Here is a 13,935-nt window from a genome sequence, read left to right as displayed (position 1 = left end):
CTCACCTCTCCTCGAACGACGGGAGCCCGCCTCGCGCGGGCCCGAACAGTTCCACGACCAGATCGACCCTGCCCGGAGTATCCCTTGACCACAGGCGTTGCAGCAGAGTGTCGCATGCGGAGCGGTCTCCCTCGACCACGACCCGCACACGTCTGTCCGGCTGATTCGCAGCGTAACCGAGCAGGCCCAGTTCCAGGGCCTGAGTCTTCGTCCAGTACCGGAACCCGACGCCCTGCACGTGACCGTGCACCCACGCCGTCATCCGGGCCTGACCATCGGGCACGCGCTACCCCGAGGTGATGTCGAGATTGACCGTCGTGCCGGCCTTGAGCGTGCGGCCGACGGTGCACACCTGGTCGACGGCGCGGCGGGCCACGGTGATCAGCCGTTCCTGGGCGGCCTCGTCGAGCTCGGACAGGTCGAGCTCGAGGACCTCGTTGAGTTCGGGGTAGACCTCGTTCTGCCGGTCGGCGTCGCCGGAGACCCGGACGGTGGCGTCGTAGTCCTCCCCCAGGCGGCGGGCCAGCACGTGGTCGGTCGACATGCCGCTGCACGCGGCGAGGGCGATCTTGAGCAGCTCACCGGGGGTGAACACGCCCTCCACGTCCGCCGAGCCGACCAGCACCTCGGCGCCGCGCGAGCTGCGCCCGGTGTAGCGGCGCACGCCGGTGCGCTCGACCCAGAGTTCGGTGGACGGTGCCTGCGCGTTCGTGTCGTCGGCCATATGCCCCAATCTACGGCAGCACCGTCCGCGACCAGCGCTCGGAGGGCCGGGCTCGGCCGTCCCTATCGGCGGGAGACCGGTAGCGTTGTGAACATGCGTGCGCGGTGGTGGTCGTTCCTCGGAACAGTCCTCGCGTACGCGGCCGCCGCCTCGTGGGCGGCGGTCTCCGGACCGGACCCGTTCCCCACGCATTTCGGCCTGTCCGGACAGCCGGACTCGTGGACCCCGCGCGCCGAGGCGGTGTCACTGCACGCGGGCATCGCGGCGGGCGTCGCCGTCCTGATCGCGGTGCTCGCACTGATCGCGCCGCGGATCCCGACCTCGATCATCAACACGCCGCGGCGCGACTATTGGCTGTCCCCCGAGCACCGGCCCGCGTTCGACGACATCGTCTCCGGGTTCCTGCTCTGGGCGGGTGGCCTCTTCCTCGTCCTGCAGGGCGCAACGTTCGTGGTGACGGTCATCGACCCCGCGGAGACCGCCGCGAAGTCGACGCTCGTCATCCTCTTCCTCGTCGCGCTCGTGGGCTCGATCGGCTACCTGATCTGGCTGCTCACCCACCCGCCGAAGCGGTCGACGACGACGTCGCGGGGCGTCCGCCCGGGTCGCACCGGAGATCGTTCGTCGAGGTAACGTCATCCGCATGCGGCCTCGATGGTGGATCTTCGTCGCCGCGGTCCTGCTCTGCGGCGCCTCGCTCGCCTGGGCCGCGACGTCCGGCCCCGCCCCCTTCCCCACGCACTGGGGCGCCGGTGGGACAGCTGACTCCTGGAGTCCCCGTGGTTCGGCGGTCGGAATCTTGGCCGTCTCTGCGGCAGCCCTCGCGGCGCTGTTCGGCGTCCTCGCCGCCTGCACGTCCGCCCTCCCGGACGGCCTCATCAACCTTCCGCCCGCGGCCCGCGCGTACTGGCTCGATCCCGTGCATCGCCCCGGCCTCGACGCCCTCCTGCAGCGGTACGTGCTCACGGTCGGGACCGCGGTGCTCCTCCTTCTGGCCGTGTCGGTGACCGGCGCCATCGTCAGGCCCGAGGGGAATCCGATTCTCGGCATCGGCATCTGGGCCGTCTTCGCGGTCATCGCCGTGGGCAGCGGTCACCTGTCGTGGCGGCTGGCCCGGCCGCCGGCGGATAACCTGGCCGCATGAGTGCCTCCACGGAAACCGGCCCCTTCTTCCACGGAACCACCGCAGACCTCCAGCCCGGCGACCTGCTCAGCGCGGGCTTCGTCTCGAACTACCGCCCCGACGTGGTCATGAACCACATCTACTTCACCGCCCTGCGCGACGGTGCCGGGCTCGCCGCGGAACTCGCCTCCGAGCTCAAGTCCGACGGCGCCGCCCCTCGCGTCTACGAGATCGAGCCCACCGGCGCCTTCGAGGACGACCCCAACGTCACCGACAAGAAGTTCCCCGGGAATCCGACACGTTCCTACCGCAGCACCGAGCCGCTGCGCGTCGTCGCCGAGGTGACCGACTGGACCCGGCTCACCCCCGAGGCCCTGCAGATGTGGCGCGACACGATCGTCTCCAAGGCACCCGCCGACCGCGGCGAGATCATCAATTGATCACCTCCGGGTCCCGCGAGAACCGGCCCTCAGGCCGGCGGGCCTGAGGTATGGATTTCGCGCTGAACGGCCTCGTCGAATCGGTATCGGCCACCGACGCGGCGCTCACACGCGAGTTCTACGCGGCAAGGCCTCGTGGCTCGGCGATCGCGGGCTACGACGAGCTGATCGCGGTCCGACACGAACGAAACCTGCGGTTCGCCGGTTCCGTTCGCGCCGAAGCCGAGTCTGCGGATCTCGCCGGGCACGCCGTACCGATCCGAATCATCGAGCCGCAGCAGCGTCCGGCCGTCGGCGTTCTACTGCATTGCCCCGGCGGCGGGTTCTACATGAGCTCGGCGGTCGCCGACGACGAGCGGAACGCTCGTCGTGCGGATGCCACAGGGCTCGCGGTGGTCAGCGTCGACTACCGTCTCGCGCCGGAGCACCCGTGGCCGGCAGCCCCGGACGACTGCTGCGCAGCCGCCGAGTGGCTCATCGAACGCGCGTCAGAGCGCTTCGGAACGGACAGGCTCTTCATCAGCGGCTTCTCGGCGGGAGCGACGCTGGCGGCATGCGTCCTGCTGCGGTTGCGGGCAGGAGGACGCGGCGACGCTTTCCGCGGAGCGGTGCTGGAGGCCGGGACCTACGACCTGACCAGACTCAATCCGTCAGGGGCCGCTGTCGTCGACGACTACTTCGTCGAGGCGTACGTCGGCGAGGTGGAGGACCGCACCGATCCCGATGTGTCACCCGCGTACGGCGACCTCCAGGGGTTGCCGCCGACGTTGCTGACCGTCGGCAGCGACGACGTCCTTCTCCCCGACAGTCTGCTCATGGCGGCGAGGCTGGCGGCCGCAGGTAACGACGTGGATCTTCGCATCTATCCGGATGTGCCACACGGCTTCTCGAACCATCCCACGCCAGTGGGTCGCAGTGCCACCGCTGCCGTCGACGCATGGCTGCGCGCCTAAGCCAGGCCCACTCACTGCGTGAAGAACGTCGTCAGCACACGGGCCATGGATTCAGGGGCGACGACGTGTCCCTGCCCGTCCAGCGTGTGTTGTCCGGCCTGAGGGATGACAGCGGCTATCGCGCTCGCGGCGCGGACGAAGAAGTCGGTCGGCATGCCCGCCAGCTGGGGCTGGGTGATCGACCCCTCGGTGGTAACCAGGACCGACTGCGTGATGCGGGCGAGTCGGTCAGTAGGGATCGTGTAGTCATTGAGGACCACGGCGTCCTTGACGAGCGTGTGGGCGAGCACGACGGACGAGGTCCAGAGCGGGTGTTGCTTGCTGGCCGCGATGTCCGCGTCGGGTCCGCCGGTCAATGTCATGAACAGTTCCAGGAGCTCCTCATCCCGGCCGGCTTCGTCCGCCTCGCGGGTGTCCGCGAGGTACTGGTCGAACCTCGGCCGCAGGTCGTCTCCGATCGCGTACGGCACATCCCACACCGCGATCTTGTCGATCGCCGACCCTGCCGCAGCTGCCTCCAGCACGAGAGCACCGCCAGATGACGAGCCGTACACATGAGCTGAGCCGCCGGCCGTCGCAATCAGCGCGTCGAGGTCTTCCACCTCACGCGCGAGTGCGTACGGCGACGCATCGCCGCTGGCTCCCCGGCCGCGTCGTGCGTAGTTGTAGACCGTGAAACGGTCGGCGAGGGACCTGGCCAGCGGCGCGTTCTCAGCGCCGTCGTCCAGGGTGCCGCCGACGAGGATCACCGCCGGGCCAGCGCCTTTCCGGTCGTAGGCGATTCTCGTACCGTCGACGGACGTCACACGAAGTGTCATCTCGTTCATTGCTTCTCTCCTCTTATCGATGCGCGGTCGTCAGCGTCGGAGCATCGGGAGTTCCGGGCTTGGCACCGGTGGTGGCGTTGGCTGAGCGCCTGGTCTAGTCAAACTTGATTACTAGCTCAGAGTGCACCTCGAGGACCATCTAGTCAAGCTTGATTAGGAGCTCTTCTTGAGGTGATCAGGGACCGTTCGCCACGACCCCGGATCATCAGCCATGATGTAGGCACCCTCAGACAGGCGTTCGCTCAGGCTCTTCGCCCACTCCAGTTCGGTGCGTGCGTGCCCCGCCCACAGGTCGGCCTGCTCGCGGACGTGCTCCGGGGTGTCCCGATCGGGGTGCTTCCGCCACTCGGCCTGCGCTACGAGCTCTGCTTCCAGGCGCGCGACCCGCTCGTCGACTTGCGCGATGGCATCTGACCTGGTCAGCATGGGCAACATCGCGATCGCCGCGTTGAGCATGTCCGCGTCGTGGGTGCGCCGCAGACCGTCGCGGACCATGTCGCCCATCTCGTCACATCCCCGCGCTGTCACGCGGTACAGAACTCTCTCCGGCCCGGAATTGCCCGGCTCGGCGTGTTCGGTGAGGAGGCCATCAGCCGCCGCCTTCTTGAGCGCGTGATACACCGAGCCGGGATTGATCTTGGCCCACGTCTCCGCACCCCAGCTCTGCAGTTCGGACCGCACCTGGTAGCCATGCGCGCCGCCGGAGAGGTGCACGATGCCGAGTACCAAGAGCTTCGTCGCCGACATGCGCCCACCTTCGCTCAACCTGCTCGGACTCGCTCCGTGCTGCTCAATGAGTTCAATCGCCCCGGCAGCCAGCGCAAGCGCTGCCTGCGCTCGGTTCACTCATTCTTAGGCTCAAGCATATGAGCATCCCCGTACCGACCGCGATGAGCACGCCGAACCCGATGTGAGGCTGACCGTGCCTGGTCAACGCGGCGTGCGCTGACACGTCGGGCAGAAGTGGGAGCCGCGGTTCATGAAGGACTCACGCCGCATGATGGTGCCGCACCGACGGCAGGGCTCGCCGTCGCGGCCGTAGGCGTCGAGGCTGCGGGAGAAGTACCCGGACTGCCCGTTCACGTTCACGTACAGCGAGTCGAAGCTGGTGCCGCCCTGGTCCAGGGCCTGCCGCATCACGTCGGTGGCGTCGTCGATGAGCCGGCCGAGGGCGGGCTTGGTCAGCGCGGAGGCGCGACGGCGACCGTGGACGCCGGAGCGCCACAGGGCCTCGTCGGCGTAGATGTTGCCCACGCCGGAGATCACGGTCTGATCGAGCAGTACCCGCTTGACCTCGGTGTCCTTGCGCTTCATCCGGGCGATGACCGCGTCGCGATCGAACAAGGGGTCCAAGGGATCCCGGGCGATGTGCGCGACGGACGCGGGCACGAGCGTGCCGGCGACCTCTTCGAGCGGGTCGACGGCCCAGCCGCCGAAGGTGCGCTGGTCGACGAACCGGAGCACGGCACCGTCGGACAACCCTGCCCGGATGCGCAGGTGCCGGTCGTCGCCCGGCCCGACGAGCATCTGTCCGCTCATGCCGAGGTGCACGACGATCGCGGCGTCGGCGGGGGCGCCGCCGCGCGCGAGCGGCAGCCACAGGAACTTGCCGCGACGCTCCGCGGATTCGACGTCGGCGCCGGTGATCTGGCCGATCATGTCCGCCTCGCCGGCGGCGTGGCGCCGCGCGGCGCGCGGGTGGAGCACCTCCATGGAGGTGACGCCGCGGCCCACCAGGTGATCGACGAGGCCGCGCCGGACGACCTCGACCTCGGGCAGCTCGGGCATCAGGCCGGCTCGGGCGCCTGCTCGGCGTCGCTCGCAGCCGCGCCATCGGCCGCAGCCTCGGAGTCGTTCACGTCCAACGACTTCCACGCTGCCGCGGCGGCCTTCTGCTCGGCCTCCTTCTTGGTGCGGCCCACGCCCTCGCCGAGGTCGCTGGAGTCCACGACCGCGACGGCGGTGAACTCCTTGTCGTGGTCCGGCCCCGTCGACGTGATGCGGTACGCCGGCGCGCCGAGATCCCGCTCCGCGGCGAGCTCCTGCAGCGACGTCTTCCAGTCGAGCCCTGCACCCATCGACGACGAAGCCGTCAGCAGCGGCAGGAACAGCCGGAGCACCACCTCGCGGGCGGTGTCGATGCCGTGCTCGATGTGCACGGCCCCGAGCAGGGCCTCCATCCCGTCAGCGAGGATCGAATCCTTATCGCGGCCGCCGGTGAGCTCCTCGCCGCGGCCCAGGTACAGGTGCGCGCCGAGGCCGCCCTCCCCCAGCCCACGGGCGACGCGCGCGAGGGCGTGCATGTTGACCACGCTGGCGCGGATCTTGGCGAGCTCGCCCTCGGGCTTGTCCGGGTGGGTGACGTAGAGCCACTCGGTCACGGAGATGCCGAGCACGCTGTCGCCGAGGAACTCGAGCCGCTCGTTGGTGGGCAGCCCGCCGGCCTCGTAGGCGTAGGAGCGGTGCGTCAGCGCCAGGGTGAGCAGCTCGTCGTCGAGACCGACGCCCAGGGCTTCCAGCAGCGGGGCGCGGTCCGTGGCGGGCGGCGCGGGGAGGCGCTTGCTCACGTGCCGTCGGCCTCGCCCTCGGTGGCGAACTTCGCGAGGCCGGCCCAGCGGGGGTCGATCTGCTCGTGGTGATGGTCGGCCGGCAGGTCGGCCAGCTTCTCGCCGCAGCCCTGGCACAGGCCCTTGCAGTCGTCGGAGCAGACGGGGTCGAGGGCCAGCTCCATGCCGACCGCGTCGATGATGGCCTGCTCGAGGTCGATCATGTCGTCCTCGATGCGGTACATCTCGTCGTCGTCGGTGGTCTTCGCGGTCTCGCTGCCCGGGTAGGCGTACAGCTCCGTCACGAAGACGTTGAGCGCGCCCGACAGCGGGTCGAGACACCGGGCGCACTGGCCGGCGGTATTGGCGCTCACGGTGCCGGTCACGAGGACGCCCTCGGAGACGGCCTGCACTTGGAGGTCGAGATCGACCTCCTCGCCGGACTCGATGGCGATCAGGTCGACGCCGACGCGCTCGGGTGCGGCGACCGTGCGGTGCACCTGCGCAGAGGTACCAGGCCGACGCCCGAAGGCGCGGACGTCGAGTACGTACGGCTTACCGGCCGGCTGTCGCACGGCGGCATTGGGTTCGTTCACAACAATCCTCGGGAACTCGTCAGGTCAAGCCAAACACCCGATTGTACGTCAATCGGGCTACCGCGCGTCGACCCGCGACTCTGCGAACTCCTCGAGGTAGCCGTCGGTGGCGCCGTGATCGCTGTAGTCGTGCACGCCGGCGGCGGTGCGCAGCTGCTGGCGACCGCGGTTCACCGACCGCATCGTGGCGCCCAGCACCTCCTCGAACTGCGAGAGCTTGGTGTCGACGTAGACGTCGCACTCCCCGCGCAGGCGGTCCGACTCGGCGTGCGCTGCATCGATGATCCGGTCCGACTCGCCCTTGGCGGCGGCCACGACCTCGGTCTCGGCGACGAGGCGCTCCTGCTCGGTGATGCCCTCGGCGACGGACCGCTGGTACGCGGCGTTGCCGTCGGCGACCAGGCGCTCGGCCTCGGCGCGGGCGCGGCCGGTGACGGCCTCGTACTCGCGCTGGGCGCCGCGGCGGATCCGCTCGTCCTCGGCGCGGGCCTCGGCGACCAGGCCGGTGGCGTGCTGGTGCGCCTCGGCGACCATGCGGTCCGCCTGGGCCTTCGCGTCCGCGAGCAGGCGGTCGGCCTCGGCGCGGGAGCGGCTCAGGGTGGCGTCGGCCTCGGAGTTGGCCTGGGTCACCGTGGTGTCGTAGTGGGTGCGCGCCTCGCTGACCAGGCGGTCCTTCTGATCGAGCACGTCCTGCGCGTCGTCGAGGTCGGCCGGGAAGGCGTCGCGGATATCGTCGAGGAGCTCGAGCACATCACCGCGGGGCACGAGGCACCCGGCGGTCATGGGGACGCTGCGCGCCTCCTCCAGGATGGCGCCCAGCTCGTCCAGTGCTTCGAATACGCGGTACATACACCCATTGTGACGGGTGGGACCGATGTTTCGCCGTAACGCCGTCGCCGCGTGTCGAGTCGGTCGTGGAATCGGCTGATTCCCGACCTACGAAGCCCGATCCGGCCTCGTACCGCAGAATTCGGCCGATTTCACGACAGCTTGGCGCTGAGGGCGGTCTGCACGTTGGGCGGGATCAGGGCGGAGACGTCGCCGCCCAGCTTCGCGACCTCCTTGACCAGCGAGCTCGACACGTATGAGTACTGCGGCGCGGTGGTGAGGAACGCGGTCTCGACGTCGGTGAGGTGCATGTTCATCCCGGCCATCGGCAGCTCGTAGTCGAAGTCCGTCGAGTTGCGCAGGCCCTTGAGGATGCACGCGACGCCCTCCTGCCGGGCGTAGTCCACGAGCAGGCCCGTCCACCGGTCGACGGTGACGCCGGGCAGGTCCGCGACGTTCTCCTCGATCAGCGCGATCCGCTCGTCGATGGAGAACATGCCCTGCTTGTTGGGGTTCACGACGACGGTGATCACCAGCTCGTCGAAGATCCGCGCGGCCCGGCGGAAGATGTCCAGGTGGCCGTTGGTCATGGGGTCGAACGATCCGGGGCAGCACGCCTTGCTCATGCCCGGTCATCCTGCCAGACGGCGATCTCCACGCGGGTCTCCCCGTAGTCGCGCGTCAGGTCGAGCTCGAAGCCCTCGGGCCACGTCGCAGCGGGCGTCCGCGCGGAGCGCTCCACGATCACGTGAGCGCCCGGCGCCAGCCATCCCGCGGTCAGCGCGGCGACGTCGCCGTCGACGGTTTCCGCCGGCACGTCGTAGGGCGGGTCCAGGAAGACGAGGTCGTACGGCTCGGCCGGAAGGTCGAGGTACGCCCGCACGGCCCGACGGTGCGCCGTCGCCCCCGGCAGCCCGACGGCGCGCGCGTTCTGGTTGATCACCGCGACCGCCTTGGCGTCGGCGTCCACGAGCACCGCGCGGGCGGCGCCGCGGGAGAGCGCCTCGAAGCCGAGCGCCCCCGACCCCGCGTAGAGGTCGAGGACCGCGAGATCGTCGAAGTCGAGGCGCGACTGCAGCGCGCTGAACAGCGCCTCGCGGACGCGATCCGACGTCGGGCGAGTGCCGCGGGGCGGCACCGCGAGCCTGCGCCCGCGTGCCGCCCCGGCGATGATCCTCGTCATCGCTCCACTGTAATCAGTGCGGCTACTCGGCCTTCGCCAGCCGCGCCTCCTCGATGTGCGCGAGGCGCGTGGCGTCGGTGTCCGGGCCGGGCACCTCGGTGCCGCGGATCGAGCAGCCCTTCGTCTCCTGCAGGAAGGGCAGCGCGATCAGGCCGATCACGCAGGCGCCCATCATGTACCACGCGGGGAACAGGCTCTGACCAGTTGCTTCGATCATGGACTCGTTGACGTACGGGGCGGTGCCACCGAAGGCCGCGGTCGCCACGTTGTAGGAGATGGCGAACCCGGCGAACCGCACCGGAGTGGGGAACATAGCGGGGAACGTCGCCGTGATCGTGGCGAGCTGCGGGATGTACAGCACTCCCAGCACCACGAGTGCCACCATCGCCAGAACCGTTCCCTGCTCCATCAACTGGAACAGCGGCCACGAGAGAACGAGCAGGCCGATCAGCGATATCCACCACATCGGTTTTCGCCCCGTGCGGTCGGACAGGGCGCCGAAGAACGGAATCAGAGCCGCCATGATCACCTGGGCGACCAGCAGTACCTTGGAGCCGGTTTCGGGATCCATACCGATCGCCCCGTGCAGGTAGGTGGGCATGTACGCGATCAGTGTGTAGTTCGAGACGTTGAGCGCGATGACGAGCCCGAAGAGGACGAGAATCGGACGCCACTGCTGGGTGAGCAGCTGCTTGAGCCCACCGACCGCCGAATCCTGGTTCTGCTTGTTGTCCTTGAGCTCGACGAACACCGGGCTGTCGTGGATCTGGTTGCGGAGGTACCAGCCGATGAAGCCCATGGGCAGCGCCATCAGGAACGGGATTCGCCAGCCGTACTCCTGCATCTGCTCCTCGGAGAGGATGACCTGCAAGAGCAGTACGACCGCGGTGCCTCCCGCGAAGCCGCACATGGTTCCGAACTCGAGGAAGCTGCCGTACTTGCCCCGCTGCCGATCGGGCGAGTACTCGGCCATGAAGGTCGCGGCACCGCCGTACTCGCCGCCCGTCGAGAAGCCCTGCACCATGCGCAGAACGATCAGTAGGACAGCGCCGAGCCACCCCGCGACGGCGTAGGTCGGAAGGAAGGCGATCAACGTGGTCGACCCGGCCATCAGCAGGATCGTAGTGGCGAGCACGGCCTTTCTGCCGATCTTGTCGCCGAGCGGGCCCCAGACGAATCCGCCGAGCGGCCGCAGGACGAACGAGATCGCGAATCCGAGCAACGTACCGATCGTGCCGTTCTCGGGGAACAATGCGTTCGCGATGTAAACGGCCGTCGACGCGTAGACGCCGTAGTCGAACCATTCGGTGAAGTTGCCCATCGCAGACGCGCCGATGGCTTTGTGCAGCGACTTCTTTCGCTGCGTCTCGGTCTCCTGGAGGCCCGCGGACGAGAGCGGTGAACCTCCGGACGTTGTTGAGTTATCAGGCATGCAGATCAGCCCCTGGCGTTGGTCACCGTGCGGACCGGGCTTGCCTGTGGCTAGACACTGCTGGGCCCACCGGACGTGTGATTACCGCGCGTTCGACGTTAACAGAGTCAACGACCGGTTCTCGGGTGGACGGTTCACCTGGTGGACACTGTCCGGCATCCTCGCTGGTAACCCGGTGTTCGCCGCCCGGGAACCGGACTGCGGCATCGTTTCCGCAATGCCCCTCAGTGATTCGCACTTCTCGCGTCGTTCGCTCCTCAAGGCCGGCGCCGCCGGCGCCCTCCTCATCCCGGCCGGTTCGCTGCTCTCGGCCTGCGGCTCCTCGTCGGACGGCGCGGCGGCCTCGTCGTCGCCCGGCGTGGTCCGCGGCCGCCCGTCGCTCACCCACGGCATCGCGTCCGGCGATCCCCGCACCGACGGTGCGCTGGTCTGGGCGCGGTCGGACGCGCCCGCACGGATGATCGTCGAGACGGCCTCGTCGGAGTCCTTCAGCAACCCGCGCCGTTTCGAGGGTCCGCAGCTGAACCCGTCGTCCGACGGCGCCGGCCGGTTCCGCATCACGGGTCTCGAGCCCGGCCAGACGGTGCACTATCGCGTCACCCTCGAGGGCGAGAACGGCGCGACGTCCGAGCCGGTGGCCGGCACGTTCCGGACGGCACCGTCGGCGAACGGGAACGTGAGCTTCGCCTGGTCCGGCGACGTGGTCGGCCAGGGCTGGGGCATCAACCGCGACGGCGGGATGGCGATCATGGGCGCCATCGCCGACGCGCGGCCCGACTTCTTCCTGCACTCGGGCGACGCGATCTACGCCGACAACCCCGTGCCGGAGACCCAGAAGCAGAACGACGGCAACACGTACCGCAACGTCACGGCCGAGGCCAAGAACCAGGTCGCACAGACGCTCGACCAGTTCCGCGGCAACTACGCCTACAACCTGACCGACGAGCACTACAAGCGGTTCGCGGCGACCGTGCCGCAGCTGATCCAGTGGGACGACCACGAGGTGGTCAACAACTGGTTCCCGGGCGAGAGCCTGGCGGGGCAGAACCGCAAGGGCTACACCGAGACCGACGTGAACAAGCTCGCGGACTTCGCCTACCAGGCGTGGCGCGAGTGGCAGCCGGTGCAGCCCACGGAGGCCGCCGACGGGCGCCTGTACCGCAAGATCTCCTACGGCCCGCTCCTCGACGTCTTCGTGCTCGACATGCGCAGCTACAAGGACCCGAACCCCAACGCGTGGGCCACGTCCAACGACGCCGGCATCCTCGGCGACAAGCAGACCCAGTGGCTCATCGAAGGCCTCACCTCGTCGAAGGCGGTGTGGAAGGTGGTCGCGAACGACCTGCCGCTGAGCATCGTGGTCCCCGACGCCGCTACGAACCCCAAGGACGGCGGCCCGAAGTCGATGGAGGCCGTCGCGCAGGGCGACAACGGCGCGCCGCTGGGCCGCGAGATCGCCCTCTCGCGCATCCTCTCCCGCACCAAGGACGTGAAGAACGTCGTGTACCTGACCGCCGACGTGCACTACACCGCGGCGATCTCGTACCACCCGGACAAGGCGGCCTTCCAGGACTTCTCGCCGTTCTGGGAGTTCGTGTCCGGCCCGCTCAACGCCGGCGCGTTCCCGCAGAGCCCGCTCGACGGGACCTTCGGCGCGCAGTACGAGTTCGTGCACGCCCCCGACAAGGCGAACGTCTCCCCCGCCGAGGGCTTCCAGCACTTCGGGCACGTCACCATCGACGGCGGCACCCGGGCGCTGACGGTGCACCTGCGCGACGCCAAGGGCGCCTCGCTCTACGCCAAGGAGCTCGCTCCGGCGTAGTCCTGCGCGCCCGCGTAGCGGAAGCGCTGGGCGGGGTGATCGGCGGCGAGCCGGTCACCCTGCCCGAACAGCTTGTGCCGCAGCGTTCCCGGCACGTACTCCGTGGGGTACACGCCCCGTCGGCGCAGCTCCGGAACGATGAACTCGACGATGTCCTCGAAGGTGCCGGGCGTGATCGCGTAGGCCAGGTTGAAGCCGTCGACGTCGGTCTCCTCGACCCACTCCTGCAGCTCGTCGGCTACCCGCTCCGCGGATCCGACGAGCACGGGGCCCATGCCGCCGATGCGGCCCCACTTGCCGATGTCCTCGACCGTCCAGTCCTTGCCCGACGGATCCGCCTGCTGGAAGTTGGAGACGGCCGAGATGATGGCGTTGGACTTGACGTCGCCCACCGGATCGCTCGGGTCGTAGGCGCCCAGGTCGACGCCCATCCACCCGGACATGAAGACCAGCGAGCCCTCGATGCTGGCGTACCGGTGGTACTCCTCGAGTTTCGCCTGCGCCTTCGCCTCGGTCTCGTCCGTGACGATGGTCAGCAGCGTGTAGACCTTGGCCGAGTACGGGTCGCGGCCGTTGGCGACGAGGCCCTCGCGGATCGTGCGCACGACCTTCTTCAGGATGGCCTTGGTGGGCGCCGCCACGAAGATCGCCTCGGCGTTGCCGGTCGCGAACGCCAGCCCGCGCGGCGACGCGCCGGCCTGGTAGATCACGGGCGAGCGCTGCGGCGAGGGCTCGCCGACATGGATGCCGGGTACGTCGAAGTACTTGCCGTGGTGGTTGATCGGGTGCACCTTCGACGGATCCGTGAACACGCCGCTCTCCCGGTCGCGGATCACCGCGTCGTCCTCCCAGGAGCCCTCCCACAGCTTGTAGAGCACCTCGAGGTACTCGTCGGCGTGGTCGTAGCGCTCGTCGTGCTGCAGCTGGTCGAGCTGCCCCATGTTCTTCGCCGCCGACGGCAGGTACCCCGTCACCACGTTCCAGCCGATCCGGCCGTTCGTGAGGTGGTCGAGCGTGGTCAGCCTGCGGGCGAAGGGGAAGGGGTGCTCGAAGCCGGTGCCGGCGGTGATGCCGATGCCGAGGTGCTCCGTCGCGCCCGCGATGGCCGAGGCCAGCAGGATCGGATCCGACACGGGGACCTGCGCCGCGTGCTTGATGGCGGCGTCGCCGTTGCCGTTGTAGGAGTCGTAGATGCCCAGGACGTCGGCGATGAAGATGCCGTCGAAGGTGCCGCGCTCCAACAGCTTCGCCAGGTCCGTCCAGTAGCTCAGCTCCTTGTAGCGGTGCGACTGGTCCTTCGGGTGCCGCCACAGGCCCGGGGACTGGTGGGCGACGCAGTTCATGTCGAAGGCGTTGAAACGGATCTGACGGCTCATGGAGGCCGACGCTAGGCGGCCCGCCCGCGCCCGCCCAGGCTTGCGCTCAGCGTGACGCGAGGGCCGCCCCGCCGGCTCGCGCGAG

Annotated in this window: 17 protein-coding genes; 5 read left to right on the top strand and 12 right to left on the bottom strand. The window is 69.1% G+C overall.

What is annotated here, in order from left to right:
- Position 1: 1 nt before the first annotated feature.
- Both ACLQ3K_RS22710 and ACLQ3K_RS22705 read right to left on the bottom strand, forming a co-directional pair.
- A complete protein-coding gene (locus tag ACLQ3K_RS22710; protein WP_426001872.1) occupies positions 2–262 on the bottom strand; it encodes an acylphosphatase in 261 nt (86 codons plus the stop codon).
- 24 nt (positions 263–286) lie between these two features.
- Positions 287–724, bottom strand: a complete 438-nt coding sequence (locus tag ACLQ3K_RS22705; protein ID WP_426001738.1) for an OsmC family protein — start codon at positions 722–724, stop codon at positions 287–289.
- Positions 725–817: 93 nt separating this feature from the next.
- Here ACLQ3K_RS22705 and ACLQ3K_RS22700 point away from each other — a divergent pair, with 93 nt between their 5' ends.
- Genes ACLQ3K_RS22700 through ACLQ3K_RS22685 form a run of 4 tightly spaced genes read left to right on the top strand, consistent with a single transcriptional unit; the run spans position 818 to position 3,240 of the window.
- Positions 818–1,357, top strand: a complete 540-nt coding sequence (locus ACLQ3K_RS22700; RefSeq protein WP_426001737.1) for a DUF1648 domain-containing protein — start codon at positions 818–820, stop codon at positions 1,355–1,357.
- Positions 1,358–1,367: 10 nt separating this feature from the next.
- Positions 1,368–1,868, top strand: coding sequence for a DUF1648 domain-containing protein (locus ACLQ3K_RS22695; RefSeq protein ID WP_426001736.1), 501 nt, complete (start codon positions 1,368–1,370; stop codon positions 1,866–1,868).
- A complete protein-coding gene (arr, locus tag ACLQ3K_RS22690; protein WP_426001735.1) occupies positions 1,865–2,287 on the top strand; it encodes an NAD(+)--rifampin ADP-ribosyltransferase in 423 nt (140 codons plus the stop codon). Before ACLQ3K_RS22695 ends, arr begins: the two co-directional genes overlap by 4 nt.
- 50 nt (positions 2,288–2,337) lie before the next feature.
- Positions 2,338–3,240 carry an alpha/beta hydrolase gene (locus tag ACLQ3K_RS22685; protein WP_426001734.1) on the top strand — a complete coding sequence of 301 codons (903 nt, stop codon included), beginning with the start codon at positions 2,338–2,340 and terminating at the stop codon, positions 3,238–3,240.
- Between the two features lie 11 nt (positions 3,241–3,251).
- Here the strand turns inward: ACLQ3K_RS22685 and ACLQ3K_RS22680 are convergent, their stop codons facing one another.
- The 9 genes from ACLQ3K_RS22680 to ACLQ3K_RS22640 all read right to left on the bottom strand — a co-directional run bounded on the left by ACLQ3K_RS22680 (position 3,252) and on the right by ACLQ3K_RS22640 (position 10,541).
- Positions 3,252–4,067: an alpha/beta fold hydrolase gene (locus ACLQ3K_RS22680; RefSeq protein ID WP_426001733.1), complete on the bottom strand. Its 816-nt coding sequence runs from the start codon at positions 4,065–4,067 to the stop codon at positions 3,252–3,254.
- Between the two features lie 153 nt (positions 4,068–4,220).
- Positions 4,221–4,814, bottom strand: a complete 594-nt coding sequence (locus ACLQ3K_RS22675) for a PadR family transcriptional regulator (RefSeq protein ID WP_426001732.1) — start codon at positions 4,812–4,814, stop codon at positions 4,221–4,223.
- A 183-nt stretch (positions 4,815–4,997) separates the two neighbouring features.
- Complete coding sequence (gene mutM / locus ACLQ3K_RS22670; protein ID WP_426001731.1) at positions 4,998–5,855, bottom strand: bifunctional DNA-formamidopyrimidine glycosylase/DNA-(apurinic or apyrimidinic site) lyase; 858 nt, start codon at positions 5,853–5,855, stop codon at positions 4,998–5,000.
- Complete coding sequence (gene rnc / locus ACLQ3K_RS22665; protein WP_426001730.1) at positions 5,855–6,634, bottom strand: ribonuclease III; 780 nt, start codon at positions 6,632–6,634, stop codon at positions 5,855–5,857. Before rnc ends, mutM begins: the two co-directional genes overlap by 1 nt.
- The gene (locus ACLQ3K_RS22660; protein WP_426001729.1) at positions 6,631–7,209 is read right to left on the bottom strand and encodes a YceD family protein; all 579 of its coding nucleotides are present in this window, start codon (positions 7,207–7,209) and stop codon (positions 6,631–6,633) included. Before ACLQ3K_RS22660 ends, rnc begins: the two co-directional genes overlap by 4 nt.
- A gap of 57 nt (positions 7,210–7,266) precedes the next feature.
- Entirely contained in the window at positions 7,267–8,058 is a 792-nt protein-coding gene (locus ACLQ3K_RS22655) for a DivIVA domain-containing protein (protein ID WP_224646157.1), read from the bottom strand.
- 131 nt (positions 8,059–8,189) lie between these two features.
- Positions 8,190–8,663 (bottom strand): pantetheine-phosphate adenylyltransferase, encoded by a 474-nt coding sequence (coaD, locus tag ACLQ3K_RS22650; RefSeq protein ID WP_068742524.1) that lies wholly within the window; start codon positions 8,661–8,663, stop codon positions 8,190–8,192.
- The gene (rsmD, locus tag ACLQ3K_RS22645) at positions 8,660–9,220 is read right to left on the bottom strand and encodes a 16S rRNA (guanine(966)-N(2))-methyltransferase RsmD (protein ID WP_336670654.1); all 561 of its coding nucleotides are present in this window, start codon (positions 9,218–9,220) and stop codon (positions 8,660–8,662) included. The genes coaD and rsmD overlap by 4 nt, the downstream gene beginning before the upstream one ends.
- Before the next feature lie 22 nt (positions 9,221–9,242).
- The gene (locus ACLQ3K_RS22640) at positions 9,243–10,541 is read right to left on the bottom strand and encodes an MFS transporter (RefSeq protein WP_374201288.1); all 1,299 of its coding nucleotides are present in this window, start codon (positions 10,539–10,541) and stop codon (positions 9,243–9,245) included.
- 328 nt (positions 10,542–10,869) lie between these two features.
- Here ACLQ3K_RS22640 and ACLQ3K_RS22635 point away from each other — a divergent pair, with 328 nt between their 5' ends.
- The gene (locus ACLQ3K_RS22635) at positions 10,870–12,474 is read left to right on the top strand and encodes an alkaline phosphatase D family protein (protein WP_426001728.1); all 1,605 of its coding nucleotides are present in this window, start codon (positions 10,870–10,872) and stop codon (positions 12,472–12,474) included.
- On the opposite strand, the gene ACLQ3K_RS22630 is transcribed toward ACLQ3K_RS22635, so the two are convergent.
- On the bottom strand, positions 12,447–13,850 hold the full coding sequence (locus tag ACLQ3K_RS22630) for an LLM class flavin-dependent oxidoreductase (protein ID WP_224646153.1): 1,404 nt from the start codon (positions 13,848–13,850) through the stop codon (positions 12,447–12,449). The genes ACLQ3K_RS22635 and ACLQ3K_RS22630 overlap by 28 nt on opposite strands.
- Positions 13,851–13,935: the final 85 nt, after the last annotated feature.

The sequence above is a fragment of the Tsukamurella sp. DT100 genome, from assembly GCF_049844855.1.
In the GTDB taxonomy this organism is placed as follows: Bacteria; Actinomycetota; Actinomycetes; order Mycobacteriales; family Mycobacteriaceae; genus Tsukamurella.
Note: the sequence above shows the minus strand (reverse complement) of the source record. Positions and strands in the feature narration are given on the sequence as shown.

Excerpts from the sequence above, each read along its gene's own strand:
- coaD (WP_068742524.1), bottom strand. The coding sequence starts at position 8,663 with ATGAGCAAGGCGTGCTGCCCCGGATCGTTCGACCCCATGACCAACGGC.
- rsmD (WP_336670654.1), bottom strand. The coding sequence starts at position 9,220 with ATGACGAGGATCATCGCCGGGGCGGCACGCGGGCGCAGGCTCGCGGTG.
- arr (WP_426001735.1), top strand. The coding sequence starts at position 1,865 with ATGAGTGCCTCCACGGAAACCGGCCCCTTCTTCCACGGAACCACCGCA.
- ACLQ3K_RS22700 (WP_426001737.1), top strand. The coding sequence starts at position 818 with ATGCGTGCGCGGTGGTGGTCGTTCCTCGGAACAGTCCTCGCGTACGCG.
- ACLQ3K_RS22680 (WP_426001733.1), bottom strand. The coding sequence starts at position 4,067 with ATGAACGAGATGACACTTCGTGTGACGTCCGTCGACGGTACGAGAATC.
- ACLQ3K_RS22685 (WP_426001734.1), top strand. The coding sequence starts at position 2,338 with ATGGATTTCGCGCTGAACGGCCTCGTCGAATCGGTATCGGCCACCGAC.
- ACLQ3K_RS22655 (WP_224646157.1), bottom strand. The coding sequence starts at position 8,058 with ATGTACCGCGTATTCGAAGCACTGGACGAGCTGGGCGCCATCCTGGAG.
- ACLQ3K_RS22675 (WP_426001732.1), bottom strand. The coding sequence starts at position 4,814 with ATGTCGGCGACGAAGCTCTTGGTACTCGGCATCGTGCACCTCTCCGGC.
- ACLQ3K_RS22710 (WP_426001872.1), bottom strand. The coding sequence starts at position 262 with ATGACGGCGTGGGTGCACGGTCACGTGCAGGGCGTCGGGTTCCGGTAC.
- mutM (WP_426001731.1), bottom strand. The coding sequence starts at position 5,855 with ATGCCCGAGCTGCCCGAGGTCGAGGTCGTCCGGCGCGGCCTCGTCGAT.
- ACLQ3K_RS22635 (WP_426001728.1), top strand. The coding sequence starts at position 10,870 with ATGCCCCTCAGTGATTCGCACTTCTCGCGTCGTTCGCTCCTCAAGGCC.
- ACLQ3K_RS22695 (WP_426001736.1), top strand. The coding sequence starts at position 1,368 with ATGCGGCCTCGATGGTGGATCTTCGTCGCCGCGGTCCTGCTCTGCGGC.
- ACLQ3K_RS22640 (WP_374201288.1), bottom strand. The coding sequence starts at position 10,541 with ATGGGCAACTTCACCGAATGGTTCGACTACGGCGTCTACGCGTCGACG.
- ACLQ3K_RS22705 (WP_426001738.1), bottom strand. The coding sequence starts at position 724 with ATGGCCGACGACACGAACGCGCAGGCACCGTCCACCGAACTCTGGGTC.
- ACLQ3K_RS22630 (WP_224646153.1), bottom strand. The coding sequence starts at position 13,850 with ATGAGCCGTCAGATCCGTTTCAACGCCTTCGACATGAACTGCGTCGCC.